Source organism: Microbacterium forte, from assembly GCF_031885415.1.
GTDB classification, from domain to species: Bacteria; Actinomycetota; Actinomycetes; order Actinomycetales; family Microbacteriaceae; genus Microbacterium; species Microbacterium forte.
In genome coordinates this window covers 1,085,914-1,109,025 of the sequence record NZ_CP116871.1, presented here as the reverse complement: position 1 = coordinate 1,109,025, position 23,112 = coordinate 1,085,914, and the positions used below count along the sequence as shown (strand labels likewise).

Annotated in this window: 22 protein-coding genes; 12 read left to right on the top strand and 10 right to left on the bottom strand. The window is 68.3% G+C overall.

Going from position 1 to position 23,112, the window contains the following annotated elements:
* The 3 genes from OB895_RS05515 to pseB are packed head-to-tail and all read right to left on the bottom strand — an operon-like array spanning position 1 to position 2,845.
* Positions 1 to 843, bottom strand: a complete 843-nt coding sequence (locus tag OB895_RS05515) for a cytidylyltransferase domain-containing protein (RefSeq protein ID WP_228385678.1) — start codon at positions 841 to 843, stop codon at positions 1 to 3.
* Positions 729 to 1,853 carry a DegT/DnrJ/EryC1/StrS family aminotransferase gene (locus tag OB895_RS05510; protein ID WP_079112577.1) on the bottom strand — a complete coding sequence of 375 codons (1,125 nt, stop codon included), beginning with the start codon at positions 1,851 to 1,853 and terminating at the stop codon, positions 729 to 731. The genes OB895_RS05515 and OB895_RS05510 overlap by 115 nt, the downstream gene beginning before the upstream one ends.
* 2 nt (positions 1,854 to 1,855) lie before the next feature.
* Complete coding sequence (pseB, locus tag OB895_RS05505) at positions 1,856 to 2,845, bottom strand: UDP-N-acetylglucosamine 4,6-dehydratase (inverting) (RefSeq protein WP_079112578.1); 990 nt, start codon at positions 2,843 to 2,845, stop codon at positions 1,856 to 1,858.
* Between the two features lie 106 nt (positions 2,846 to 2,951).
* On the opposite strand from pseB, the gene OB895_RS05500 reads away from it, so the two are divergent.
* Positions 2,952 to 4,436 carry a bifunctional UDP-2,4-diacetamido-2,4,6-trideoxy-beta-L-altropyranose hydrolase/GNAT family N-acetyltransferase gene (locus OB895_RS05500; RefSeq protein ID WP_194286022.1) on the top strand — a complete coding sequence of 495 codons (1,485 nt, stop codon included), beginning with the start codon at positions 2,952 to 2,954 and terminating at the stop codon, positions 4,434 to 4,436.
* A 9-nt stretch (positions 4,437 to 4,445) separates the two neighbouring features.
* Here OB895_RS05500 and pseI read toward each other — a convergent pair whose 3' ends face one another.
* Positions 4,446 to 5,507 (bottom strand): pseudaminic acid synthase, encoded by a 1,062-nt coding sequence (gene pseI / locus OB895_RS05495; protein WP_228385679.1) that lies wholly within the window; start codon positions 5,505 to 5,507, stop codon positions 4,446 to 4,448.
* Positions 5,508 to 5,599: 92 nt separating this feature from the next.
* Between pseI and OB895_RS05490 the strand changes: the two genes are divergently transcribed.
* Both OB895_RS05490 and OB895_RS05485 read left to right on the top strand, forming a co-directional pair.
* Positions 5,600 to 6,289 carry a glycosyltransferase family 29 protein gene (locus OB895_RS05490; RefSeq protein ID WP_228385680.1) on the top strand — a complete coding sequence of 230 codons (690 nt, stop codon included), beginning with the start codon at positions 5,600 to 5,602 and terminating at the stop codon, positions 6,287 to 6,289.
* Between the two features lie 43 nt (positions 6,290 to 6,332).
* A complete protein-coding gene (locus OB895_RS05485) occupies positions 6,333 to 6,698 on the top strand; it encodes a hypothetical protein (protein ID WP_042541943.1) in 366 nt (121 codons plus the stop codon).
* Between the two features lie 28 nt (positions 6,699 to 6,726).
* Here OB895_RS05485 and OB895_RS05480 read toward each other — a convergent pair whose 3' ends face one another.
* From OB895_RS05480 to OB895_RS05465, 4 genes are all read right to left on the bottom strand, one after another.
* Positions 6,727 to 7,347: a hypothetical protein gene (locus OB895_RS05480; protein ID WP_079112580.1), complete on the bottom strand. Its 621-nt coding sequence runs from the start codon at positions 7,345 to 7,347 to the stop codon at positions 6,727 to 6,729.
* A gap of 4 nt (positions 7,348 to 7,351) precedes the next feature.
* A complete protein-coding gene (locus OB895_RS05475) occupies positions 7,352 to 8,308 on the bottom strand; it encodes a glycosyltransferase family 2 protein (RefSeq protein WP_079112581.1) in 957 nt (318 codons plus the stop codon).
* Between the two features lie 97 nt (positions 8,309 to 8,405).
* The gene (locus tag OB895_RS05470) at positions 8,406 to 9,704 is read right to left on the bottom strand and encodes an O-antigen ligase family protein (protein WP_042541940.1); all 1,299 of its coding nucleotides are present in this window, start codon (positions 9,702 to 9,704) and stop codon (positions 8,406 to 8,408) included.
* Entirely contained in the window at positions 9,701 to 11,116 is a 1,416-nt protein-coding gene (locus tag OB895_RS05465; protein ID WP_311879396.1) for an O-antigen ligase family protein, read from the bottom strand. The genes OB895_RS05470 and OB895_RS05465 overlap by 4 nt, the downstream gene beginning before the upstream one ends.
* An 87-nt stretch (positions 11,117 to 11,203) precedes the next feature.
* Between OB895_RS05465 and manA the strand changes: the two genes are divergently transcribed.
* The 4 genes from manA to OB895_RS05445 all read left to right on the top strand — a co-directional run bounded on the left by manA (position 11,204) and on the right by OB895_RS05445 (position 17,441).
* Positions 11,204 to 12,346, top strand: a complete 1,143-nt coding sequence (gene manA, locus OB895_RS05460) for a mannose-6-phosphate isomerase, class I (protein ID WP_079112583.1) — start codon at positions 11,204 to 11,206, stop codon at positions 12,344 to 12,346.
* Positions 12,347 to 12,504: 158 nt separating this feature from the next.
* Positions 12,505 to 12,822, top strand: a complete 318-nt coding sequence (locus tag OB895_RS05455; RefSeq protein ID WP_079112584.1) for a WhiB family transcriptional regulator — start codon at positions 12,505 to 12,507, stop codon at positions 12,820 to 12,822.
* A 147-nt stretch (positions 12,823 to 12,969) separates the two neighbouring features.
* Positions 12,970 to 16,062, top strand: coding sequence for a glycosyltransferase (locus OB895_RS05450; RefSeq protein ID WP_153302158.1), 3,093 nt, complete (start codon positions 12,970 to 12,972; stop codon positions 16,060 to 16,062).
* Positions 16,059 to 17,441: a DUF5719 family protein gene (locus OB895_RS05445; protein ID WP_311879392.1), complete on the top strand. Its 1,383-nt coding sequence runs from the start codon at positions 16,059 to 16,061 to the stop codon at positions 17,439 to 17,441. The genes OB895_RS05450 and OB895_RS05445 overlap by 4 nt, the downstream gene beginning before the upstream one ends.
* A gap of 31 nt (positions 17,442 to 17,472) precedes the next feature.
* Here the strand turns inward: OB895_RS05445 and OB895_RS05440 are convergent, their stop codons facing one another.
* Positions 17,473 to 17,814: a metallopeptidase family protein gene (locus tag OB895_RS05440; protein WP_079112586.1), complete on the bottom strand. Its 342-nt coding sequence runs from the start codon at positions 17,812 to 17,814 to the stop codon at positions 17,473 to 17,475.
* Positions 17,815 to 17,979: 165 nt separating this feature from the next.
* On the opposite strand from OB895_RS05440, the gene OB895_RS05435 reads away from it, so the two are divergent.
* The 4 genes from OB895_RS05435 to OB895_RS05420 all read left to right on the top strand — a co-directional run bounded on the left by OB895_RS05435 (position 17,980) and on the right by OB895_RS05420 (position 21,248).
* Positions 17,980 to 18,186 carry a DUF3499 family protein gene (locus OB895_RS05435; protein WP_042541935.1) on the top strand — a complete coding sequence of 69 codons (207 nt, stop codon included), beginning with the start codon at positions 17,980 to 17,982 and terminating at the stop codon, positions 18,184 to 18,186.
* Between the two features lie 76 nt (positions 18,187 to 18,262).
* Positions 18,263 to 19,222 (top strand): efflux RND transporter periplasmic adaptor subunit, encoded by a 960-nt coding sequence (locus tag OB895_RS05430; RefSeq protein WP_228385681.1) that lies wholly within the window; start codon positions 18,263 to 18,265, stop codon positions 19,220 to 19,222.
* The gene (locus tag OB895_RS05425) at positions 19,219 to 20,037 is read left to right on the top strand and encodes an ABC transporter ATP-binding protein (protein WP_079113948.1); all 819 of its coding nucleotides are present in this window, start codon (positions 19,219 to 19,221) and stop codon (positions 20,035 to 20,037) included. Before OB895_RS05430 ends, OB895_RS05425 begins: the two co-directional genes overlap by 4 nt.
* Positions 20,034 to 21,248: an ABC transporter permease gene (locus OB895_RS05420; RefSeq protein ID WP_042541934.1), complete on the top strand. Its 1,215-nt coding sequence runs from the start codon at positions 20,034 to 20,036 to the stop codon at positions 21,246 to 21,248. The genes OB895_RS05425 and OB895_RS05420 overlap by 4 nt, the downstream gene beginning before the upstream one ends.
* Before the next feature lie 34 nt (positions 21,249 to 21,282).
* Here the strand turns inward: OB895_RS05420 and OB895_RS05415 are convergent, their stop codons facing one another.
* A complete protein-coding gene (locus OB895_RS05415; RefSeq protein WP_042541933.1) occupies positions 21,283 to 22,092 on the bottom strand; it encodes an RDD family protein in 810 nt (269 codons plus the stop codon).
* Between the two features lie 16 nt (positions 22,093 to 22,108).
* Here OB895_RS05415 and OB895_RS05410 point away from each other — a divergent pair, with 16 nt between their 5' ends.
* Positions 22,109 to 23,101, top strand: coding sequence for a stage II sporulation protein M (locus tag OB895_RS05410; RefSeq protein WP_056376240.1), 993 nt, complete (start codon positions 22,109 to 22,111; stop codon positions 23,099 to 23,101).
* The last annotated feature ends 11 nt before the right edge of the window (positions 23,102 to 23,112 follow it).

The window sequence follows — 23,112 nt, the reverse complement described above, 5'->3', positions numbered from 1 at the left end:
TCATTCGCCGAGTTTCTTCTGCTCGACGTGGGAGTTGATCGCGGCGAGCTCCGGATGAGAGTCGAGGACGGCCACGATCTCGGAGACGTCCAGCCCGGCAGCGCCGTGGTCCTCGATGAGCGCCCGGATGACGGTGAGGTCCTCCGGAGTGTCCAGGGTCACCCGATAGTGCGAGGCATCGACCTGCTGGGTGATCGAGTGGATGCTCGAACGCGGCGATCGTCCTGTGTAGAGGTACGGGGTGACGTGTTCGCGCTCGGCCGGCTCGGTGGCGTTCCTGTCGGCCTCGGCGAGGGCGGACGCAGCGAAGACCTCGAAGTCGAACCCGCGCGGGTACGTCCGTTCGAGGACGTTGGAGACGTGGGCGTGAGGATCATCCAGCTCGACGAACCGGCGGACGCCATCGGAGATCAACGCGGCATCGATCAGAGGGCAGTCCGACGTCACTCTGACGACGACATCGAGCCCTGCGGAAGAGGCCGCCCCCGCGAACCTGCTCAGGACGTCACCCTCGCTGCCGCGGAAGACCTCGATCCCTCGCCGATGCCCCAGATCCGCGAGAGGGTCGTCAGCGGCGTTCGTCGTCGTGGCGAGGACGACGGGCAGATCGGCGCTGCTGAGCCTGTCGATGTGGTGATCGAGCATCGAGCGGCCGCCAGCCGGGATCAGCACCTTTCCCGGAAGGCGACTGCTGGTCATCCGCGCCTGGGTGATGATCCCGATGCGTGTCAATGCAGAGCCCTGACCAGCGACTCGACGACCTGGTCGACCTGGTCGTCGGTCAGTTCCGGGTGGATGGGGAGCGAGAGCTCCTCGGCGTAGAACGCTTCGGCATTGGGGCACATGCCGCGGCGGTAGCCGGCATCCGTATAGACGGGGTGCCAGTACACGGGCATGTAGTTGACCTGCACACCGATGCCGTCTGCACGCATCCGGTCGAAGACCTCTCGACGGCGCTGATCGAGGATGCGCACCGGGTAGAGATGCCGGATCAGTTCGACGTCGTCGCGCTGGATCGGCGTGCGAACCCCGTCGATGCCCGCGAGGGCCGCGTCGTAGCGACGAGTGATCTCGGCGCGTCGCCGTCTGAACGTGTCGAGCCGTGCGAGCTGGGAGAGGCCGAGTGCGCAGGCGATGTCGTCGAGGCGATAGTTGAAGCCGAACTCGTGCACCTCCTGATGCCAGGCGCCTTCGGTCGTCACCGCGAAGCGGTCCGCGTCGCGCACGAGCCCGATGAAATGGAACTCGTGCGCGCGCTGTGCGATCAGCGGATCTTTGGCGACGAGGGCGCCGCCCTCGCCGGTCGTGAGGTTCTTGGTGGGGAAGAACGAGAAGGTCGTCAGATCCGCGAGATCACCGACCGGTCGGCCCTTGTACGTGCTGCCGATCGAATGCGCGGCGTCATCGAGGACGAGCGCGTCGACCCGTGCGGCCGCAGCGGAGAGCCGGTCGTAATCCGCAGGATGGCCGGCGTAGTCGACGGCGGCGATCACCTTGGTGCGCTCATCGATGAGCGCGTCGACCGCATCCGGGTCGATCAGCGCCGTGTCTTCCTCGACATCGGCGAAGACGATGTTCGCACCGAGGACCGACGCCATCGCCGTCGTGGCGATGAAGGTCATGGGCGTCGAGATCACGGTGTCACCGCGGGTGACCCCTGCGGCGCCGTACGCCATGTGGAGCGCTGCTGTGCCCGAGGTCGCGGTGATCGCCCGGTGCCCTCCGGCGACCTCGCCGAGTCGCGCTTCGAAGGCGGCGACCGCCGGACCCGTCGTGAGCCAGTCGCCGCGGAGCACGTCGACGACGGCCTGGATGTCGTCCTCCGAGATCGACTGACGTCCGTACGGCAGCACGGTCAGATCCCCGCCTCGATGATCTCCGCGATCTCCGCCTGCGAGTACCAGCGGTCGTTGCTGTCCGAGCGATAGGCGAAGCCCTCGGGCACAGGCACGGCGCCGGCGGGCATCTGATAGCCCCACGAGGCGAGGTCGGGCTGGATGATGAAGTACTTGCCGTCGCTGACCGTCACCGCGCGGCGGCCCTCCTCCGGGCTGATCATCTCCTCGTGCAGCTTCTCGCCCGGGCGCAGACCCACGTCGACGAGCTCGGCTCCCGGCACGACGGCGTGGGCGAGGTCCGTGACCTTCATCGAGGGGATGCGGGGGACGAGCAGCTCGCCGCCCTGCATGAGCTCGAACGTGTCGACCACCATCTCGACGGCCTGGGGGAGTGTGATGAAGAACCGGGTGCACCGCAGATCGGTGATCGGCAGCGGCTTGCCCTCGGCGCCCAGACGGGAGAAGAACGGGATGACCGAGCCGCGTGATCCCATGACGTTGCCGTAGCGCACCACCGCGAATCGCGTGTCGTAGGCGGCGGCGTAGTGGTTGCCCGTGATGAAGAGCTTGTCGGCGGTGAGCTTCGTCGCGCCGTACAGGTTGATCGGGCTCGAGGCCTTGTCGGTCGAGAGCGCCACGACGCGCTTCACTCCGGCGTCGATCGATGCCTCGATCACGTTCTGGCTGCCCAGGATGTTCGTCTTCACGAACTCGAACGGGTTGTACTCGGCGGTGTCCACCTGCTTGAGCGCCGCGGCATGCACCACGTAGTCGACGCCGTGCAGCGCACGAACGAGACGTCGTTCGTCGCGGATGTCGCCGATGAACCATCGCAGCCGGGGGTCGTCGCCGAACTGCTGTCGCACCTCGTACTGCTTGAGCTCGTCACGCGAGAAGATGACCAGACGCCGGGGGTTGAGGTGGGCCAGGGCATGCCGTATGAACGCCTTGCCGAACGACCCGGTGCCGCCTGTGATGAGGATGCTCGCGCCCTCGAGAACCGACACTCTGTCTCCTCAGCGTTGTCGTGATCGCATGGATGCTCGGGTTGTTCCATGCCCGGCCTATCCTATCGGGTGGGCGCAGGCGCGCCCCGGAGGAGAGGGACGAGCGATGAGCGGGCGACGGGTCCTGCTGCACTGCAACGCCGGTGTCGAGTCGGGCATGGGACACCTCATGCGCACGCTCACGGTGGCTCGCATCGCGCGCGACCGCGGGTGGTCGGCGACGGTGTTCGGCGATGTCGACGAGGCAGGTGCGGACACCCTGCGCCGGATGGATCCAGACCTGCCGCTCGTCACGACGCAGGGGGCCGAGGTGAGCATCGGCGACTTCGCCGATCTCGCGCGTGGCGTCGACGTGATCCATCTGGACAGCTACCGGGAGATCCCGGATCTCTCGTCCGTCGGACCGCTGATCAGCAACATGCAGGACGGTCCGTTCGGCGTGCGCGACGCCGATCTCGCGATCGATGCCAACCTGGCATCCGAGCGCACTTTCGTGGACCCGGAGCGCAGCCTGAGCCATCTGGCGGGCATCGACGCCGCGGTCGTGCGCGCGCAGGTGCTGGCGCAGCGCGATGTGCGGACGACACCCTCGGCCGTGCCTCGGGTGCTCGTCGTGATGGGCGGCACGGATCCCCACGGAGTGACCGCTCGTGTCGTCACCGCCTTCGATCGTCTGCCCTCCGAGGTGCAGATCACCGTGATCGACCCCCGACGCCGCGAGGAAGTCGTCTCAGCCGCCGAATCTTCGCGCCACGCCGTCGAGGTCCTGGGTTTCGTCGACGACCTCCCCGCGATCGCCCGAGATCACGATCTGGCCGTGACCGCGGCGGGAACCTCCGTCTGGGACTTCGCGTGCATGGGTCTTCCGATGGCACTGGTATGCGTGGCGGACAACCAGCGCGTCGGCTACCGCCAGGTCGTCGAGCGGGGGCTCGCCATCGGGCTGGGAGAGCCGCCCCATCAGAGCCTCGAGGAGCGTATCGGCCTGCTCGCCGATCTTCTCGAATCGCCGGAATCGCTCGCCGAGACGGCTGCCGCCCTGAAACGCATCGTCGACGGCCTCGGCAGCTGGCGCATCGTGACCTCCTGGGAGCAGCTGCTGAGCACGCCTCCTCAGGTCGGACCTCGGACTGCGCTGAGCGCTCGTCCGGCGATGATCGACGATGGCCAGAAGCTCTTCGAGTGGCGCAACGACCCCACAGTCCGCCTGAACTCCCGCTCGCGCGGCGAGATCGACCGAGGATCGCACGATGAGTGGCTCGCGAGAAGCCTCGAGGATCCCGATCGTCTGCTGCTCATGATCGAGTCAGAAGGGATGCCGGTCGCCACGTGCCGCTGGGACAGGAGGTCGGCAGACGCATGGGAGATCTCGATCACGGTCGCCCCCGAGATGCGTGGTCGCGGTGTCGCTGCATCGGCGGTCCAGGCGGCGGAGAGCGCGCTCTCTGAGCTGCCCCCGATCCGGCTGGTCGCTGTCGTGCACCGCGACAACGCGGCGTCTCGTCGGCTGTTCGAGCGCGCCGGCTATCTTCCGCATCTGCCTGCGGATGAGGACGGCTTCCTCACGGTGGCGCGATGGCGGCTGTCGTAACGGCGTGACCTAGAGCACGTCCCAGGTCAGCGGCGTGCCGCGTTCGACGTCTCTCGTGAACGTGCGTCCGCTCACGAGGGCGAAGTCATCGGGGCGGAGTCCTCCGGCCGGGCGGATCGAGCGCACGTTCTCGGGACCCACGCTGTCGCCGGCACGCACGTCGGCGACGACGAACAGAGACCGGCGGAGGGCGAGAACCGCTTCCTCCTGTGCTGTCGGTCCGAACGATACGCCGCTCGCCGACGCGACACGCGCCTGCTCGGAGGCGATGACGAGGGCGTGGAACTCGTCGGGCGTGAGAGAGAAGTCCGCGTCGACGCCGCCATCCGTGCGGTCGAGCGTGACGTGCTTCTCGATCACGACCGCACCGAGGGCTGCAGACGCGACTGCGACTCCGATGCCGAGCGTGTGGTCCGAGAGCCCCACCGGGAGATCGAATGCGTTCCGCAGCGCCTCGATGTTGCCCAACCGCGCCTCCTCGGGAACCGCGGGGTAGGCGGCGGTGCAGGCCAGGAGCACCAGCTCCGTGCCGCCGGCGCCGCGGATCGCGGTGACGGCCGCGTCGATCTCCGACAGCGTCGCCATGCCGGTGGACACGATCATCGGCTTGCCGGTGCGGGCGACCTCGCGGAGAAGCGGCAGGTCGATGATCTCGGCGGACGCCGTCTTGTACATCTCCACGCCCAGCTCCTCGAGGAACGAGACCGAGCTCGGGTCGAACGGGGTGGAGAACGGGATGAGTCCGTGGCTCCGTGCGCGCTCGAAGATCGGCGCGTGCCACTCCCACGGCGTGTGCGCCTCCTGATACAGGGAGTACAGGTTGCGGCCGCCCCACAGACCGTGGTCGCTCGCGACCTGGAAGGCGGGCTTGTCCGAATCGATCGTGAGGGTGTCGGCCGTGTACGTCTGGATCTTGAGGGCATCGGCACCCGTGGCGGCGACGGCGTCGACGATCGCGAGCGCGCGATCGAGGTCGCCGTTGTGGTTTCCCGACATCTCAGCGATCGTGAACACCGGCGAGCCGGGGCCGATGCTCGCCGTGGAGAGCTGGATGGTCTGCGAAGAAGTCACGCCGACAACTCTAGACGGGTCCTGTCGAGGACTCACCGCCGTGCCGCGGGGGTCGCTGTCGGCGTGCCCTAAGCTGAGGTCTCATGGGGCGTGTGACGGAGCTTGTCGGTGATGACACGGCGATGGCCGGTGAGGCGGGGTTCTACGACCGCCTCCGTCCTCTCGTCAGCGCGTACGCCAGGACGGCCCCGGTGCGCCGGATCGCCGTCGTCGGCAATCAGCCACTCGAGCCGTCCGACCACCGGGCCGAGATGATCGATACGGCGGACGTCGTGTTCCGAGTCAACGGCTTCCGCGTGGATGACATCGACGGAGCACCGTCGGTCGGGCGCCGTGCCGACGTCGTGGTGTTCAACCGCGGTGTGCGGCCGACCCCCTGGTTCTTCGACGGGTATTCCGAGCGCCTCTATCTCATGATCGAACCGGGGCGCCTGCTCTGGGAGAATCCGAAGCTTCCCGCTTTCTGGCCTGCTGATCTCGGGATCGTGACGATGCCGAACCGCGAGGTGGTGCTGCCCCTCGGTGAGGCGATGGGCGCTGATCCGCGCAGCGGCGGCCAGTGGGCGACGACGGGAACCGTGATGCTGTGGATCGCGACGCGTCTGTTCCCTGAAGCTCAGGTCGATGCCGCCGGATTCTCATTCGTCGACGCCCCGGATCAGACTTCCTGGAACCACGCCTACGGCGATCCCTCGGCTGTGGGCGCGGAGCACCGGATCGACCTGGAATCGGAGCTCGTGCGAGGCTGGATCGAATCCGGCCGCGTCGGCTATCACCGCTGAACTTCACAGACCATCGACAATCACCCGAATGATTGAGGACTGAATGCTGAACCGACTCCGTCGCAGACTGGACGCCGTCGTCGAACGCCGTGTGGACGCGAGAGTGGACGCCAGGCTCGGCCGCGCCGTCGAGCAGTTCGAGAACGCACAGCGCGATTACGAGGCGCGCCTCGCCGGCACCCAGGCGGACTTCTCGTACATCAGATCCGAGTTCGATCGCATCGCCCCCCAGGTGGCGGCGCTCGAGCAGCGCTTCGAGTGGCTTCGTGTGCGGCTCGATGCGGGAGACCTGGATCCCGACGGCGCGCTGAGCCGTGCTCAGGCAGAACACGAGCGCGCGCGAATCCGACTCGAACTCGCCGCCCACTACGAGGAGCGCCTGCGCCGCCTCGAATCCGGCGTCGACTGAGCTCGCTCGGAGCAGGACTCGCTCGCGGTCAGAGTCCGACGAGGCCGCGGAGCTCGTTCACGGCAGAGCGTGCACTGTCGACTGACGCAGGTCCGCCCGAGGCGAGCTCCGAGCGCAACGCGCTGAGCCGCTGGATGTAGTCGTTCACCGCGGTGCCCCAGGCGGAGTCGATCGACGCAGGAGCTGCGGTCTCTCCGAGCCGCTGCGCGTCGGCCTGGAGGCTCTCGATCACGGACGTGGCGTCCTGACCGCTGGTCTCACTCGCGATCTGAAGCCCCGTCAGAGCGTCGTCGAGCCACCCCTGCACCTGCCCGCGGAAGGCATCGACCGAGGGGTCTGCGGCGGGTGGCGGGGTCGTGATCGGCGTCGGCTCAGGCTCCGCCGTCGGCTGTGGGACCTCGGTCTGGGCCGGCGTCGGCGAGGCCGAGGGCGACATCGACGGGGACGCCGACGGTGACGCGGTAGGGGACGGTGACCCGCTGGCGCCGGGGGTCGGAGATTCTCCGCGCGGCAGAAGGAAGAACAGCAGCACTCCCACGATGACGAGCGCGGCGACGACGAGTCCGACGATGAGCCAGACTCGACCACGATTGCGCGGCTTCGGCTCCAGAGGGGCCCAGCGGAGGTCCGGCTGCGGTTCGTCGGTCATGCTGTCAATCCTCCAGAGCGGGCATGGGCGTCCAGGAGCGATCGCGGCCGAGCTTGCCGCCCTCCTTGAGTCCCCGGAACAGATTGCTCGTTCCTCGCACCGTGCGCTCGACGAACAGCAGCCTGATGAGCTCCTTCACGAACGTCATCGACGTCCCGAGTCCGAACAGCACAGGGTTGTAGTTGCCGTGCACGCGGTAGTAGTTCTTGATGTACGCCCGGTTGCGCATGATGTAGAAGCGGTAGGCGTTGCTCGAGGCGTTCATGTGACGGATGCCCATGTCCCATTGCTTGATCTCGCGGGTGCGTCGCAGGACGAACTCGTCGACGATCACCGCGGTGGTCTTGCGCGAGGCGAGCCACCCGTACATCTGGTCATCCCAGTAGATGAAGAAGCGGTGGTCGGGCAGACCGATCTGCCTGACGATGGACCGATGGATGAACATCCCCTCGAAGCATCCGCTGTTCATCTCCTTGAAGCCGGAGGCGTCGAAGCCGGACGGAGCGAACGGGATCGGGATGCCCATTCGCTCGGCGATCCGGTACTGCCAGTAGAACTCACTGCCGTCGTAGTCGTAGCGGCGGCCCTGGATGCTCTTGAAGCGCGGAGCCCACTTGCCCATCTTGGCCAGGCCGTCGGTGACGACCTCGACGTCGTCGTCCATCATCCAGATCCACTCGGAGCCGAGTTCGTACGCGGTGCGCATGCCCTCGCTGAAACCTCCCGAGCCGCCGGTGTTCGTCTCGAGTCGGCGGTACACGACCTCCGTGCCGAGCTTCGGCCGGAAGGACTCCACGACGTCGGTGGTGTCGTCGGACGAGGCATTGTCGATGATCACGACATGGCCAGGCTTCGGGTCCATCGCGCTGATGCTCTCGAGGAGACCGGTCAGGAGGTGAGACCGGTTGTACGTGACGATGACGATCGTCGCGGACGCCGGGTCGAAGGGGGCGTGGGTCACGAGGTGCAATCTCCGGTGGCTGGGGGCCCGCAGGGCGCCGCGAGCAGCTCCACCCTACCTGGAGCAGTTCGGAATCCGCCGAGGGCGCGGCGAGTGGTCAGCGTTCGGGGCGCAGGGTCGGGATCGCACCGGTGTGCGCGGCATCTATGCTCTCGCGCCACGACCTCGTCTGGCCGGCCCGCAGAGCGCACAGGACCAGCATGAACCACCCGGCACCGACCAGGGTGAAGCTCTCGAACATCGACTCCACAGCGAGAGTGACGAGCATGAGAGGCGTCCAGGCGTAGACCACCGAACGTCGTACGCTCGCGACGAGCCACGATCGGACGGTGGCGATGCCTCCGAACAGGAGGAAGAGCACGAGTCCTGCCGTGCCCAGCTGCAGCAGGACGTCGAAGTAGGCGTTCAGCGCGCTCTGATGGTGGTCGTCGAGCAGGAAGTTGATGTAGGTGAAGGGGAACTCGCCGCGGGCCCAGGACCCGAACCACCCCCATCCCTCCACCGGCTTGAGAGCGACGAAATCGAGGATCGTGTTCCACAGGGTCGCCCTGATCGAGAAGTCGGACCCCGCGTCGAGCAGGGCGATGATCACGTGGCGCAGAGCGAAGGCCGCAGCGAGGGCGAGGGCGACGAGAACGCCGAGCACCCATTGCACGATGGTCCGTCTCTCCGCAGGTGCATGACGGACGATCGCGAGAGCGACGGCGACGACGCCGACCGCGGCCGCGAGCACCAGCACGGTGGGGGAGGACGAGAAGAACGCCAGCAGCGACGCGAGAGCGATCGACGGGATCGCGATGCGAGCCGTCAGCGACTGGGAGCGCCACTCGACCACGAACGTGATCAGTGCGATCACCGTGACGAATCCGAGCATGTTCCTGCTGCCGAAGATCCCCTGCACGGGGCCGCCGACGGCCAGGTCGCCCTGGATTCCGAGGAAGGTGAAGGGGGTGTCGAGCAGCACGCCGGACAGGATCTCCAGGCCGAGCGACACGAGCAGGAGGAACCTCAGCGAATCGCCGAGGGCGCGGACCGTCTGGAGCGTGTCACGGATGTGGCCGACCGTGACCGCCAGGAACGCGAATCCGAAGAGCTCCATCCACCCGAAAGCGGTGGACGACTTGTCGGTCGTCCACACGATGCTGACGAGCGCCCAGGCGAGGAAGGCCAGGAGCGATGACGGAGCGATGCGCAGCAGCGAGAGCTCTTCTCGACGCACCCACAGGACCCAGGCGCCGAGCACGCAGAGGACGGCGATGATCGTGGCGAGGGTGACGTGGGAGGCCGCGTGTTCGATCGTGAACGACGAGAAGACCGCGGTGAGGGCCACCACCGTGTACGCGCGAGCGAATTCGGCCGAGCCGAGCAGATCGCTCAGACGACGTCGCGTCGTCACGGAACCCGCCGGCTTCGCTCGCCGCGCTCGATCACGCGCTCCCGTTCGCCCACGCCGACCAGGGGCACCACCTTGATCTTGAACGTCAGCATCACCAGCAGCATCCAGCCCCAGAGCATGATGGGCGTCGACTCAGTGAGGCCCTGCACGAGCAGCACGACGGTGAAGAGACTCGGAAGCAGTGTGATCGCCGAGAAGGTGCGGTCGGACTTCAGGTCCCATCGAGGTCTGTCGACCGCGAAGAACCACGAACGCCAGAGCAGGCTGAGATAGGCGAGCGCCACCAGGACGACACCGACGACGCCGAGCTGCATCAGGACGTCGAGCCACATGTTGTGCGCGTGGAAGACGGTGATGCCGTGATCCTCGATCCACCCGGCGAAGGCGGGGTCGAAAGGCACCCAGGGGCTGGAGAAGCCGTTGCCGAAGATCGGGTGCTCGGCGGCCCGCGCGAGGACCTTGTCCCAGATCGTGTCGGAGCGACCGGTGAGGTCTGCACTGCGCCCGAGGAGGGCGAAGAGCGGTTCACGAAGCAGCCAGGCTGCGGCTCCTGCGATCGCGACGCCGCCGATGGACACCACGTAGAGCCTCGTTCGCGCGCCCGGCGTCTTCGTGCGACGCATCAGCAGTGCGACGACGAGCACCAGGACCGCGGCCGCCGCGCATGCGTACGCTGTGGCGGATCCGGCTCGGAGGAAGAAGTACCCGGCCAGCAGAGTCCAGAGGGCCAGAGTCGTGCGCCACCGCGCACGGGCGGCGAACAGCACACCGAACGTGAGGATCGCGAACAGGCAGACGATGGCGAGCACGTTGGAATTGCCCACGATCCCCTGGATGCGGCCGCCGTCGAGCAGGTTGCCCCTGACCCAGTACCAATGCGCATTCGTCTCGCCGTCGGGCCGGACGAAGAAGTTCGGCAGGATCGGAGCGCGCACCACGAGCGCGACCCACAACTCGAGCGCGAGGGACAGTCCGAGGATCCACTTGAAGGCGGAGGCCAGTGCTCGCACGATCTCCTGCCACGACAGCACGTGCACGATGAACAGGGCGTTCACTGTGACGGTCGCGAGCAGGAACCAGGTGATGATCGTCGCCCCTCGCCACTGCGACCACGCGACCGAGAGCAGAGCCAAGGCGGTGTAGGCGATGGCCGCCCATGGCAGTCGCCGCCAGGCGAACGCGGCAGGACGGCGGCGGGCGACCATCGGAACGCCGATGGCGAGCGTGGAGATCAAGAAGACGATGAGGGTGACGAAGGCGCCGATCTCGCCGACGAGGTTGTAGACCGCCGAGTGAGCAAAGGTCGCGAAGAGGACGAGCCCGATGTATCCGCGCAGCAGAAGATGCCCCGTCGACTCGCGCTCTGGAGCGGTGGGCGGGGCGGCGACCGGGTGCTTCGTGTATTGCGCCATCGCGTTCAGGCTACAGCGCGGACATCGCGACGAACCTGATGCGGTACGTCGTGGCACGGCGAGTTCGCATGCCAATACCCTGGTGACATGCTTCTCAGCCTCTCGAACGTGCCCCGCGACTACGCCTGGGGGTCGCCTACGCTTCTCGCCGACCTGGAGGGCCGCACCCCCACGGGCGGTCCCGAGGCCGAGGTGTGGTTCGGCGACCACCCTGGAGACCCTGCGGATGTGCAGGGCGACGGGACGCTCGACGACGTCACCGGCGGATCCCTGCCCTACCTGCTGAAACTGCTCGCGGCCGCATCGCCCCTGTCGATCCAGGTGCACCCCACCATCGAGCAGGCGAGAGCCGGGTGGGCGCGGGAGTCGGCGCTCGCTGGCACAGACCCGAACCGCAACTATCGCGACGACAATCACAAGCCGGAGCTGCTCGTCGCCTTGAGCGATCGCTTCGAGTCGCTGAGCGGGCTGCGGCCCGTCGAGGATACGCTGCGCCTGCTCGACGTGCTGGGAGAGAGCGCGGGGGTCGCGGAGCTCGCCTCTCGTCTCGACGGCCAGGGTGACGTGCTGCGCGACACGATCGGCTGGCTGCTGTCGGGTGAGGCGCAGGCGGTGGTGGATGACGTCGTGGACGCGGTGCACACGGCGGCAGGCTCCGCGTCGGGCGAGTGGGCCGCCACCCTTCGTGGAGTGGCTGCGATCGCGGAGACCTACCGGGGTGACCCGGGCGTGGTCGTCGCACTCCTCATGAACCACGTGGTGCTGCGCAGGGGAGAGGGCGTCTTCCTGAAGGCCGGTCTGCTGCACGCCTACATCTCGGGGCTCGGGGTGGAGATCATGGCGGCCAGCGACAACGTGCTGCGCGGAGGCCTCACTCCCAAGCGCATCGATGTGCCTGAGCTGCTCTCGATCCTCGATACGACGACGGGTGAAGTGCCCGTGCTGCGTCCGGCGGCGGCGGATGCCGTCACCGTGTACCCGGTGCCCGTCGCCGACTTCTCGCTCAGACGGATCGAGCTCGACGATGCGAGTGTCGTGATCGACGTGGACGGACCCACCATGGTCCTCGCCACGGTGGGTCGTGTCGTGGTGAGCGGCGCAGACGGCGAGCGGCGTGAAGTCCCGGTCGGCACGGTCGCGTTCGCGACGCCCGAGGAGGAGCGCCTGACGATCAACGGTCGAGGCGAAGTGTTCGTCGCCGCTCCCGGCGATCCTGCCGCAGAAGGGTGACCCTCGGCGCGGGCGTGCGACACGCCGTGCGGCGGTCAAGAACCTTCAAGACCGGATTGAGGGTTTACGATCCGCGACTTGACCGATGCGAATGACACGGGTGTAATTAGTTGAGCACGGCCCGCCGAGGGGGCGGAATTTAGGGGTTGGAGAGCGAGATGACGGGTTACCGTTCAGACGTACCGGAGAACTGGTTCGTCGATCCGATCAACCTCGGTGTCCCCGGGGTTCGGAAGATCGAGACCGACGACGACAATGCTCTGGCATGGCAGAGCGATGCGCTCTGCTCGCAGACCGATCCCGAGGCCTTCTTCCCCGAGAAGGGCGGGTCCACCCGCGACGCCAAGCGGATCTGCACATCGTGCGACGTCCGCGGCGAATGCCTCGAGTACGCGCTCAACAACGACGAGCGCTTCGGGATCTGGGGCGGCCTCTCGGAGCGCGAGCGCCGCAAGCTCAAGCGTCGCGCCAGCTGATCCGGTATGCGACGGCCGTCGGGAGGCGCGCTCCGAGCCGCTCCCAGGGACACGTCACCCGAGGCGACTCGCGATTCTCATAGCTTCGCGGCCACGCCGAAGCAGGTATGCCTCGGAGTCCTGCCGCGCGCATAGGCTGACCAGGTCATGCCAGCCCGAGTTCATGCAATCATCGTCGCGCGCCCCGGTTCTTCCGCCCGCGCGCAGCTGCTCCGCACACTCGATGCGTTGCGCTCCCAGACCACACCCCCAGCCGCGATCACCCTGGTGATGTGCGGCGATGCGGCCTCGGCTCGTGAGAGCGGGGCCATCGCCGGCGCTGTCGAAGGCATCATCCAGGCACGCGGCGGTACGTCCTTCGCCGATGCGGTCGAGCTGGCCAGACCTCGCATCCTCGAGGGGAGTGCCGTCTGGCTGCTCGCGCATGACACCGCGCCGCACGAGCGCGCTCTCGAGCGCCTGGTCGGAACCCTCGAGCGCTCGCCGTCTGCGGCGATCGTGGCGCCCAAGCTCGTGCACACGGACAACGAGCGCGAGATCGTCTCCCTCGGTGTCAGCATGACGACTCTCGGACGCGCTGTAGAGCTGGCAGCCGGTGAGCTGGATCAGGGACAGCACGACGGCAGCGACGACGCGCTGGGGGCAGACATCCGCGGCATGCTGATCCGCGGCGAGGTCCGTGACGCGCTTCGGCCGGATCCGGCCCTCGCCGGAGCGGATCTGGGACTCGATCTCGGAGTCCGCGCCCGACTCGGCGGCGGACGTGTCGTGCTCGCGCCGTCGGCGAGAGTGTCGGTCTCGCCCGATGGGCCAGCGGCACTGCCGACCGCACGAGGCAGGCGCGCCTTCGCGACCAGACTTGCGCAGCTGCACCGCCGGCTCGCCTACGCCCCGGCGATCGCCGTGCCGCTGCACTGGTTGAGCCTGCTCCCGCTCGCACTCTGGCGATCGATGACCGATCTGATCGGCAAGAGGCCGGAGGCGGTCGCTCCCGAGTGGGCAGCGGCAGTCACGGCGATGTTCCGCTTCGGCGCGATCGCTCGCTCTCGTGCGCGCATCCGTTCGTTCCGGACATCGAGCTGGTCGAGCATCGCACCGCTGCGGGTGAGCAGCTCCGACCTGCGTCGACGGCTGGACGACGGCCATGGCAGCGAAGGCGGATCCGCCAGCGAACTTCGATTCTTCTCGGGCGGTGGCGCCTGGGCGGTGCTCGCCGCGCTCGTGGTCAGCCTCGCCACCTTCACCACGATCCTCGCGTGGCCGGTGCTCGGTGGCGGGGCCCTGCTTCCGCTGCGCGAAACGGTCGGAGCGCTCTGGAACGACGCGGCCTGGGGGCTGCGAGGTCTCGGAGTCGATGTGGTGGGTCCGGCCGATCCGTTCGCCGGTGTGCTCGCCGTGCTCGGCTCGCTCTGGCCGGGTGCCCCGTCGTTCTCCCTCGTGCTGCTCTGGGTGCTGGCGCTGCCGCTTGCCGTGCTCGGCGGCTGGTTCGCCGCAACGCGTGTGACGGATCGAGCGGGCCTGCGCATCTTCGCCGGAATCGTGTGGGCGCTCGCGCCGACCTTCCTCACTGCGCTGGTCGACGGTCGCCCAGCAGGAGTGCTGGTGCACCTTCTGCTGCCGTGGCTCTTCCACGCAGCAGCCGTGGCTCACCGTTCATGGGGCGCGGCGGGAGCCGCATCCCTCCTCTTCGCCGCGGTGGCGGCGTGCGCGCCGTCGCTGGCCCCGGCGCTCCTGCTGCTGTGGGTCGTGGCGCTCGGCATCACTCTGGCCGGGGCGCGGATCCGCGGGGCCGTCCGCCTCCTGTGGGTGCCTGTTCCTGCCGTCGCGCTCTTCGCTCCGCTCGTGCTCTGGCAGCTTCGCCACGGTGACATCCTCGCGGTGCTCGCCGATCCCGGTTCGGTCTGGAACGGTCCGCAGGCGACGGCCGATGCGGCAGGAAGGCTCGCCCTGGCCACGGGGTTCCCCACCGGAGACATGGCCGGATGGGCCTCCTGGCTCGGCGTCGAACTCGCGCCGTGGGTCGCGGTGCTGCTGGCCCCTCTGGCACTTCTCGCTCTCGTATCGTCGGTCGCTCCTCGCTGGCGGGCGGGGATCACCCTTCTGGTCGTCGCACTGTCCGGCCTCGCCACCGCATTCCTCGCCGTCGGCGTCGCAGTGTCCTTCGCCCAGGGGGAGCCTGTCGCGATCTGGCCGGGCTCCGGTCTCAGTCTCGCCTGGGTCGGCGTCACGGGAGCCGCCCTCGTGACCCTCGACACCGCGTTGTCGATGCCACGGGTGCGAGTCCTGAGCGCGGCGGTCGCCGGACTGTCGATCGCGGTGTGCGCGGTTCCGGCGCTCGCCGCATTCCACTCGGACTCCTCCGAACTGACCGACGGCCCTGCGTCGACGCTGCCGGCGTACGTCGCCGCACAGGCGGGCGCTGACCGTCAGATCGGCACGCTCGTGCTCACCCCCCAGAACGACGGAGGGCTCGCGACCGAGGTCGCGTGGGGCGGAAGTGAGACGCTGAGCGCCCAGACGACGATCCTGTCGACAGCGACGGAGCTGCGCGGTGCCGACCTCACGACGCTGGCGGTCGACCTGCTCTCGGCACGCGATTTCGATGCCGCAGACGAGCTGGGGATGACCGGGATCTCCTACGTCCTCGTCGCTCAGGTCTCCGGCGAAGAGTCCGATCGTGCCCGCTCCCTGCGCACGGCGGCCGTGACATCGCTCGACCAGCGGGCGGGATTCGTTCAGGCCGGTTCCACCGACCGCGGTGTGCTCTACCGGCTCGAGGCCGATGCCTCGCCGCGTGCCCCGCTCTCGTCAGCTGAGCAGGCGACGGCCCGGCTCGTGATCACGATCCAGCTCGTGCTCGTTCTCGCCGCCCTGCTGCTGTCGGTGCCGACGCGTGCGTCGCGACGGGCGGCGCGTGCCAGGTCGCGAATCGTGGGACGTGCACCGGAAGAGCCGCTCGTTCTGCCGCGACACCCCGAGGACCGCGAAGACTCCGATGATCGTGAAGATCCCGGCACGTCGCGCGAGCATGGCGGGGCCTCTGCGGTCGCCGGGACGACGGACGATGGATCCTCCGAGACACCAGAACCCGATGCGTCCGCGGAGACCGGTTCCCCGAGCAGTCCGCATCAGGACGCGGAGACCGATCCCGGCGACGTCGTCGACGATGCCGACCACGACGCGGGCACGAAGGGTAATGTCGGCCCGGACTCCGAGCAGGACGAGAGGGAGCGACGATGACCGGCAACCGTGCATTCCGGGTGGCGGCCACCGGCGCTCGAGTCCTGACTGGCGCGGTCGTGGCAGGGGCGTGCGTCGTCGGCGTCGCGTTCGGCGTCACGGCGACGTGGCCGACAGTCGTGCACGAGCCCGCTCAGGCACAGGTGACGCCTCTTCCGGGTGACACCGTGCTCGTGTGCAACGGCGATCTCCGCGCCGTCGGACGCGATCCGTCGAATCCACTCGAGATGGTGTCGGCGGCAACACCCGAACTGACGGTCGAGGGCTCGTCGGGCAGACCGGAGTCGAGCCCCCTGCTTGCGAGGGACCTCGCCGACGGCGGAGCCGCCCTGCGCCTCGTCGGCATCGTCGACGGACGCCAAGCCCCCCTGCTCGGCGCGACCGAGTCCGCGAGTCTGGCAGAGGCGGATCTGTCCGGCCTCGCCGCGGCTCCCTGCCGCCCTCCGAGCATCGAGTCGTGGCTCGTGGGGGGAACGGTCGCCACAGGAACCGAGGATCTCATCGTCCTCACGAATCCGGGCGTCGTGCCCTCGACCGTGTCGCTCGGCGTCTACGGGTCGGTGCGGGCATCGAGCACCGTGATCGTCCCCGCGGAGTCGCAGGTCGCGCTCCCGCTGACATCGATCGCCGCCGGCTCCGACTTCCCGATCGTCAAGGTGACAGCGACAGGCGCGCCGGTGCGTGCCGTGCTGCAGTCCTCGCTCACCCGAACGCTGGACCCAGCGGGAATCGATCTGCAGGATGCGGTTCCCGCCGCGCAGCGTCAGCCGGTGCTCCCGGGCATCGAGGTGTTCGAGAACCAGGGCGACAACGCCGACATGGCTGTTCTGCGTCTGATGTCGCCCGAGGTGGACTCCGATGCCGTGGTGAGGGTCAGCGAGGTCGGGTCGTCGACGGTCGTCGACGAGTTCACGGTGCCGCTCACCGCTGATCTGCCGACGGAGCTCTCGCTGTCGGCGCTCTCGCCCGGCAGCTACACGATGAGCATCGAGTCCGACAACCCTGTGCTCGCCGGCGTGAGACAGCAGGACGGCGCAGGCCCGCAGGACGACTTCGCCTGGGTCACACCGGCCCCGGAGCTCGAAGACGACGTCTACATGGCTGTTCCTTCCGGACCGAATCCCCGCCTCGTGCTCGTCAATCGTGAGGAAGCCGATGCAGTGGTGCAGGTCGCACCCGCACCGGGGGGAGAGCCGACCGCGGTCACCGTACCCGCGGGCTCCTCCGTGTCGGTCGATGTGAAGCCGCGCACCGTCTACTCGATCTCGACACCGACACCCGTGCACGCCTCGGTCACGATGGCCGCGACCGGTGAGCTCGCGGTGTGGCCCATCTGGCCCGCGGCGGGGGCGCAGCAGAGCATCACCGTCTACCCGTGACGACCTGGGCGGTGATGGTCGATCCGCGACCTCAGTGGTCGTGACCGCCCATGTCCCAGGGCTCACGGCCGACGTACTCCGCCGCGGCTCGGAACACGGCGCTCTCGATAGCCATCCGCCGGTGAGCGCCGTCGTCGTGCCCTGGCGGCAGCAGGCGCTCGATCGGAAGACGGAAGAGCACGATCCGAGCCTTCTCATGGTCGAGGTGCCAGCGCGGCACTTCATCGGTCGCCTCGAACGCCGGCATGGCGCCGATCTCGAACCTGACCTCCTGCAGCTCCGGCCAGGTGCCGCGAAGGAACTCCACCGCCGTGCCGACGGTCAGATCGAATCGGTCGACGCGCCCGTCGAGAGGGGCCAGCGGCGGACGCACGACCTCACTGCGTCCGAGTCGCCCATGCCTTCCGTGCCTCGCCCCGCGTCGGGGTGCTTCGGAGGTTCGGGGACGACGGGGCATAGCGAAAGTCTAGGCCGAGTCTGTCGGCCGGGGCGGCGCGGCATCCGCTCGACCGGAGAACCTGGCCGTAGCCTGGCGTGAATGGACGGAAGACTCTGCTCGAAGGTCGGCTGCGCGCGTGAAGCCGTGGCGACGCTCACGTACGACTACGGCGATCAGATGGCGGCGCTCGGGCCACTGGGGATAGCGCGGCATCCGAACGCTCACGATCTGTGCGCGCAGCACGCGGATCGGCTGTCAGTGCCCGCGGGGTGGCTCGTGATCCGTCATGAGGCGCTTCGCGCCTGAGTTCTTCACTTCGGTGGATGAGACACGCCGCCCCGCGGCGGTGAGTCCTGGGAGCACCCGGCTACGCTGACCGCGGATGCGCCAGGGCGGCGCCGCCGGAAAGGCAGCTGTGATCGTCTGGCGACGCTGGATCTTCCCTCTTCTTCTCGTGCTCGTCTTCGGAGCATGCGCCGCGGCTCTCGTGAAGATCGCGTTCTTCCCGGACAGCAGCGAGGCGACGGTCAGTCCTGAGGCGTCGATCGGAGACCCGGTCATCCCGGTCGAGCGAGGCTCCGTCGTGAATGCCCTCACCCTGAGCGGCAACGTCGCCCGCGACGAGGCCTTCCCGGTGCGCGCAGAGATCACCGGGACGGTCATCGCGGTGCACGTGCCGGAAGGGGCGACGGTCGCGGCAGGCCAGAAGCTCTTCACGATCAGGCAGGACGAGCCGAAGAAGGATGTGGATGTCGTCGCTTCCGAGGCGGGCGACGTCTCGGAGATCGCTCTGGTCAAGGGACAGGCGACGTCCGCGGGCACGGAGATCTTCACGCTCACGCCGGCGCGCTACCACCTGCTCGCGACGGTGGAACCGGTGCAGCTGTACCGCCTGGTGAACGCGCCGTCCGAGGCATCGGTGACCATCACGGGCGGACCGGCGCCGTTCGCCTGCACGGGAGTCCGCGTGCAGGTGAGCGCCGAGGGCACCGCGAGCGTCAGATGCGCGGTGCCGGGCGACCAGGTCGTCTTCGCGGGCCTGCCTGCGACGATGGATCTCGCGCTCGGACAGGTCGACGACGCCCTGGTGGTGCCGGTCACGGCCGTGCAGGGCGGGGCCGGCACCGGCAACGTGTGGGTCGACGCCGGCGACGGCGCCGAACCCGAGGAGCGGCCTGTCGAGCTCGGCGTGAACGACGGAACCATGGTCGAGGTCGTCTCCGGTCTCGAAGAGGGCGAGTCGATCAGACAGTTCGTTCCCGGATTCGTCGCACCGGTGGAGGAGTTCTGCTACGAGATCGAGCCCGGCGTGGAGCAGTGCGACAGCGGGGTCAGCTGGTGACGCTCGTCGCACTCAACGATGTGACCAAGAGCGTCCGGCTCGCCGATGACTCGGAACTGGAGATCCTTCGGGGCATCTCGTTAGAGGTGAGTGCCGGTGACCACGTGTCGATCGTCGGCAGGTCGGGCTCGGGCAAATCGACGCTGCTCAACATCCTCGGGATGCTCGACGCTCCGACCACCGGGTCCGTGTCGTTCGAAGACCGCGAAGTGCGGCGCATGCGCTCAGGGCGGCTGGACAGGCTGCGCGGGGACAACGTCGGCTTCGTCTTCCAGCAGTTCAACCTGCTGCCTGGGCGCACGGCTCTCGACAACGTGATGATGCCGCTCGGGCACGCACGGGGGCGGATGTTCTGGAACAGGAGACAGATCGCCGGCGACATGCTCGAGCGGGTCGGCCTCGGCCACCGCATCGAGCAGGTCGCCGACCGCCTCTCCGGAGGCGAGCAGCAGCGGGTCGCGATAGCGAGGGCCCTCGTGCGCCGCCCCGTGCTGATCCTCGCGGACGAGCCGACCGGAGCTCTCGACATCGACACGGGTGCGTCCGTCATGTCGTTGCTCGACCAGGTGGCGACCGAGACCGACGCCGCACTCGTCACGATCACGCACGACCTCCATGTGGCCGCCCGTGCCAGGCGGCACTACCGGCTCGACGCCGGACTCCTCGAGACGGCGGATCTCAGCCGCGCCTTCGAGGCCTCCACGCTCGCCGCCTCCGTCCCCTCCGCCGCATCGGCCGACTCGGGGGCATCCGCGCCCGCCACTGTGCCAGCCATGCCGGCTATGCCTTCCTCGCGTCGCGGAGCAGTGTCGTGACCGGCATCCTCGGCGCCCTCTCGGACGCCTGGTCGGAGATCCGTGTTCACAAACTGCGGGTGCTGCTCAGTCTGATCGGCATCGCGGTCTCGGTGGCGGCACTCACCGGGGTCGTGGCCATCTCCGAGTATCAGCGCCAGTTCCAGGCCGAGCAGTCGGACCGCTGGGGTGGTCGGGCAGCGACGCTGGTCGTCACGATCAGCAGCGACGACGGCGCACCCGTCGACTTCGACGCCTTCGACGAGCGGTTCACCGGCGTCGCTGAGCGATTCGAGTTCAGCCACACCGCGCGGATCGCGCAGGGCATGGTCGTCCCCGTGCAGCTCCCTGACGGCATCGTCGACGTGAACTCGCGATTGATCGACCCTCTCTACTCGCAGATCCACCGCGAGCAGCTGCTCGAGGGGCGCTGGATGCGCGATGCGGATTCCGACGCGCTCTCACCGCCCGTCGTGATCACGGAGGCGCTGTGGGACCGCATCGGGCGGACACCCGTCGCTCAGCACCCGACGCTGACGCTCGCAGGGCCCGCAGGCGGCACGTACCAGGTCGTGGGCGTCGTGCCTCGCCAGGGGTTCGGCGACGAGGAGCTGCGCGTCGACATCCTCTACGACGCGTATCGTGCTCGCGTCGATGCCCTGCCGGAGGGAGCATGGCCGCAGTACGAGATCTGGCTGGGCCAGGGTCAGGTCGACGAGATCGCACCCGTGCTCGCGATGGATCTGCGGGCGGGGCTTCCGGAAGGGCAGACCGTGTCGGTCAGCCGCTCGGACTGGGCGGCCCAACCCGGCGCGCTGGATGCGCAGGCGACGTTCGAGATGGTCACCGGCGGCATCGCGGCGGTCATCCTCGCGCTCGGAGCGCTGAGCCTGATCAACATCCAGCTGGTCGCCATGCGGCAGCGGGTGCGTGAGATCGGCGTGCGTCGCGCGTTCGGGGCGACGTCGGGCAGGGTCTTCTTCTCGGTGTTCCTCGAGAGTCTTGTGGCGACCACGGTGGCCGGGCTCGTCGGCATCGCGATCGTGGTCGCGGTGCTCCGCTCCGATTGGGTGGTGACGTCGCTCTTCTACGGCATCCAGGACATCCCGCCGTTCCCGATGCGAGCGGCCTTCGTCGGTCTCGCGGCGTCGATCCTGGTCGGTGCCGTCGCCGGCTTCATCCCGGCCCTGGTCGCATTGCGGGTGAAGGTGATCGACGCGATCCGATTCTGACGTGCGCCCGGCGGCCTCCCGACCGGACGAGCGCTCAGACGCCGACGCGACGACCGGTGAGCTTCTCCGCTCGGCGATCGGCGTTCTGCAGCGCTCTGCGCTCCCGCTCGCGACGGAGCACGGTGATGCCGATGAGCGCCACCTCGGGCGCGGCCTGGGGCAGGGGTGAGACGAACGGCGAGGCCTCGGAGAGCAGATCCTGCGCCACCCTCGCTCGTGCAGACGGCACCATTCGCGGAGCACTCTGCAAGAACTGGGAGATGCGACGGGCGAGGCGGTCGGGCAGGCGGGCCACATCGGCGATCTGGGCCCAGCCGGCGAGCATCGGCGGCAGCACCGGGACGCTGGGGATCAGCTTCGGCGTGCGCACGCGCTGGCTGTAGGTGCCCGCGACCATGTCTCCGAGGCGCTGGGATCGGGCGCTGAACGCCCCGGCGAGCACCGCGACGCTGCCCAGCGTCATGTAGATCTCGAGAACGCCCAGAAGCGCCCGGATGAAGGCGTGCCGGAATCCGGTCGCGCCCCCGTCGAGGCGTACGATGCGACCACCCACCGCGAGCTTTCCGAGGCTGCGGCCCTTGAGAGCGACCTCCATCGTGATCGGCAGCACCACGAAGCTGATCACGATCGAAGCGATGAAGGCGATCGTGTCGGTCGCCTGGTCGAGAACTCCGATGTCGAGCAGCCAGATTCGCAGGAACAGGGTGAGCACGAAGACGGCGATGCCGACCAGGAGATCGATGATCGCCCCCGCGGCTCGCAGGACGAATCCGATCGGCTGCACGTCGATCGCGACGGCTTCGCCGGAGAGAACCTCATCGGATGCATCGAGCGGGACGGACATGGGTACAGTAAATCAGGTGGATGCCGATGCGTTGACAGATGCGCGCCGCGCCGAGTGGGAGCGACTCGACCAGTTGAGCCGCGCCCGCCTCGACGGGGCGGGCGTCGACGAGCTGATCGTCCGATACCGTGCGGCATCCGCTGACCTCGCGGAGCTGAAGACCTCGGTGGGCGAATCGCCTCAGGGCGCGTATCTCTCGACGATCCTCGTGCGCGCACGGCTGCGACTCACGGGCGCATCCGACAACATCCTCACCCAGACCGGCCGCTTCTTCTCCCTGCAGCTGCCGGCTGCCCTCTATCGACTGCGCTGGACGACGCTCGTGGTCGCGGTGTCGTTCATCGCGGTCGTGGTCGGCACCGCCGCATGGATCTCGTCAGACCCGGCGCTTCTGGCGACCCTCGGCCCGCCCGACCTGCTCGAGCAGTATGCGGACGAGAGCTTCACCGGCTATTACACCGAGAACCCCGCGGCGGTCTTCATGGGCATGGTCTGGTGGAACAACGCCTGGATCGCCCTGCAGTGCGTTCTGTTCGGCATCACCGGCCTCTGGCCGATCAACGTGCTCGTACAGAATGCGATGGGTCTCGGGGTATCCGGCGCGGTCATGGCCGCCCACGATCAGGTCGATGTGATGATCCTCTACATCCTCCCGCACGGCCTTCTCGAGATGACGTCGATCTTCGTCGCCGCGGCCGGCGGACTCCACCTCTTCTGGTCGTGGGTCGCTCCGGGGCATCGATCGAGAGGCGAGTCTCTCGCCGCCGAGGGACGCTCGCTCGCGACGGTGGCGATCGGACTCGTCTTCGCGCTGTTCGTCTCGGGCCTGATCGAGGGTTTCGTGACCGGGTGGTCTCTGCCCTGGCCGATCAAGATCGGCATCGGCGTGGCCGCGCTCGCCGCGTTCCTGATCTACATGCTCGTCATCGGCGGTCGCGCGTATCGCCGGGGCGAGACCGGCGACCTCGTCGAGTATGAGGCAGGGACACCGCGACTTCTGGCCGGCTGAGGCCTCAGCGG

Bases quoted from the DNA above. Each gene is read 5' to 3' on its own strand.
- OB895_RS05445 (WP_311879392.1), top strand. From the start codon at position 16,059: ATGACCGGCAACCGTGCATTCCGGGTGGCGGCCACCGGCGCTCGAGTC.
- manA (WP_079112583.1), top strand. From the start codon at position 11,204: ATGCTTCTCAGCCTCTCGAACGTGCCCCGCGACTACGCCTGGGGGTCG.
- OB895_RS05450 (WP_153302158.1), top strand. From the start codon at position 12,970: ATGCCAGCCCGAGTTCATGCAATCATCGTCGCGCGCCCCGGTTCTTCC.
- OB895_RS05455 (WP_079112584.1), top strand. From the start codon at position 12,505: ATGACGGGTTACCGTTCAGACGTACCGGAGAACTGGTTCGTCGATCCG.
- OB895_RS05465 (WP_311879396.1), bottom strand. From the start codon at position 11,116: ATGGCGCAATACACGAAGCACCCGGTCGCCGCCCCGCCCACCGCTCCA.
- OB895_RS05415 (WP_042541933.1), bottom strand. From the start codon at position 22,092: ATGTCCGTCCCGCTCGATGCATCCGATGAGGTTCTCTCCGGCGAAGCC.
- OB895_RS05480 (WP_079112580.1), bottom strand. From the start codon at position 7,347: ATGACCGACGAACCGCAGCCGGACCTCCGCTGGGCCCCTCTGGAGCCG.
- OB895_RS05500 (WP_194286022.1), top strand. From the start codon at position 2,952: ATGAGCGGGCGACGGGTCCTGCTGCACTGCAACGCCGGTGTCGAGTCG.
- OB895_RS05435 (WP_042541935.1), top strand. From the start codon at position 17,980: ATGGACGGAAGACTCTGCTCGAAGGTCGGCTGCGCGCGTGAAGCCGTG.
- OB895_RS05485 (WP_042541943.1), top strand. From the start codon at position 6,333: ATGCTGAACCGACTCCGTCGCAGACTGGACGCCGTCGTCGAACGCCGT.
- OB895_RS05430 (WP_228385681.1), top strand. From the start codon at position 18,263: ATGCGCCAGGGCGGCGCCGCCGGAAAGGCAGCTGTGATCGTCTGGCGA.